The following is a 1,658-nucleotide window of genomic DNA, read 5'->3' as shown; positions in this document are numbered from 1 at the left end:
CTTCCCCACTTTGCCACTTCATAATTCATAATTCATAATTCCCCACTCCCCACTTCCCCCACTGATGACTGATCACTGATCACTGAAAATGCTTCCTAGGGCTAAAAGCTGCCAAGATTACAAAAAAGACCGCTATGATCCAAAATAGAAATCATCGTCATTGGTAGAGAATAGGTAAAAAATCTATGACATCTTATGCGGCCTCCTCTGCACGAGCCGAAATGAGCGAACTTCGGCGCCTAAAAACCCTGCTACCCCCAGAATTACAAAGTTGGGTAACGGTAGAAGGTTCCACAGAGATTAACCCCCCCCTGATCCGTTGTGAAGAAATTGGCAGAGACGAGGTAGAAATTCAGATAGATTTGGCAAAATGGGAAAATTTAGCCATCGATCAGCGTAATTTGCTCTTTTGGCATGAAGTGGCCAGGATTCAAAATGATAGTATTCCCCGGGAAGGCTGGGAAATGGCCGCCCTCGCTATTGGTTTAGGTGGTGCGGTGGGAGAATTATGGGTACAGGACGGGTTATTATTGCTTTTGGCCATGGGATTATGTGGGATTTCCGGTTATCGTCTCTGGCGCAAAAATAACGGCGATAAAATTCTCAAAGAAGCGATCGAAGCCGATGAAAAAGCGATCGCCCTGGCCACTCGTTTCGGTTATTCTCTCCCCAACGCCTACAAGAGCCTAGGCAGTGCCTTTAAAACCCTAATCGAACAAACACCTAACCGTCGTCTGCGTAAGCGTTATGAGACCCGTTTAGATGCCCTAAGGAAGAGTGCGGCGAAAGCGAAGTCCCAAACCCAAGGCCGTCCGCCCCTGGGTGAGATTCGTTAGCCGATAATTACAGGTAATCTGTGACATTACCCATTGGTATTTGCAGAAAAGTGTAGTAAACATTTAAGTAGGTCATCAGGCCTTGCTCATCTATCAAACCACCTCGTTGTGTCGATGACTTCCCAAATTCCTGAAACACGTTTTCTGATCATTCCGATGGAGTATCCGGTTTTGCGGATGCCGGATCGCTTGACTGTCTTGGAAGCAGTACAGTTCAAGGATCTGTTTCACCATCTCATCGCCCAAACACCCACTCCCGAAAAAGTCATTCTCGATCTGAATGCCACTCAATTTATGGATAGTAGTGGTGTCGGTGCTTTAGTGCATAATCTCAAAGCGGCTAGGGAAAAAAATATCGAGTTAGCGCTGGCTAACGTCCATCCCCCAGTGATGGGGGTTTTATCGATTACGGGACTAGATCAATTATTCACCTTCCAAACCCCTTCCCTAGCAGCCCAAGAAAACGGCCTTACTACCCCTGAAAACCATCTACCGGAAACCCATCCCTCGATTCGCAGTTGGTTAAAGCGCGGTCTTGACATTCTTGGTGGCATCGTGGGTTTATTAATCACGGGGGTTATTTTTGTCCCCATTGCCATCGCTATTAAGTTAGACAGTCCGGGTCCGATTTTTTTCAGTCAAACCCGCTGCGGTTGGTTGGGAAAGGAATTTAAAATTCTCAAGTTTCGTTCCATAGACCTCCTGCAAAAATAGGAACTGATTATGTAAAATAAAGTAAAACACTCAGAAAAACAATGACTTACGAAAAAGTAAAAAATTTGAATCCAGAAGAGTTTAAACGCTTTTGTGGAGTATATCCTG

At 45.4% G+C, this 1,658-nt stretch carries 1 protein-coding gene and 1 pseudogene; both read left to right on the top strand.

Annotated elements, in window-relative coordinates; translation table 11 throughout:
• Positions 1-185 precede the first annotated feature (185 nt).
• Entirely contained in the window at positions 186-836 is a 651-nt protein-coding gene (locus IQ234_RS20710; RefSeq protein ID WP_002756255.1) for a DUF3318 domain-containing protein, read from the top strand.
• Positions 837-950: 114 nt separating this feature from the next.
• Positions 951-1,532 (top strand): annotated as a pseudogene (locus IQ234_RS20705) (anti-sigma factor antagonist); the annotation flags it as partial.
• Positions 1,533-1,658 lie beyond the last annotated feature (126 nt).

It is taken from the genome of Microcystis aeruginosa LEGE 91341, assembly GCF_015206885.1.
GTDB lineage: Bacteria > Cyanobacteriota > Cyanobacteriia > Cyanobacteriales > Microcystaceae > Microcystis > Microcystis aeruginosa_H.
Note: the sequence above shows the minus strand (reverse complement) of the source record. Positions and strands in the feature narration are given on the sequence as shown.

What these genes read in the sequence shown, in the direction of transcription:
- IQ234_RS20710 (WP_002756255.1), top strand. Translation starts at nt 186, where the DNA reads ATGACATCTTATGCGGCCTCCTCTGCACGAGCCGAAATGAGCGAACTT.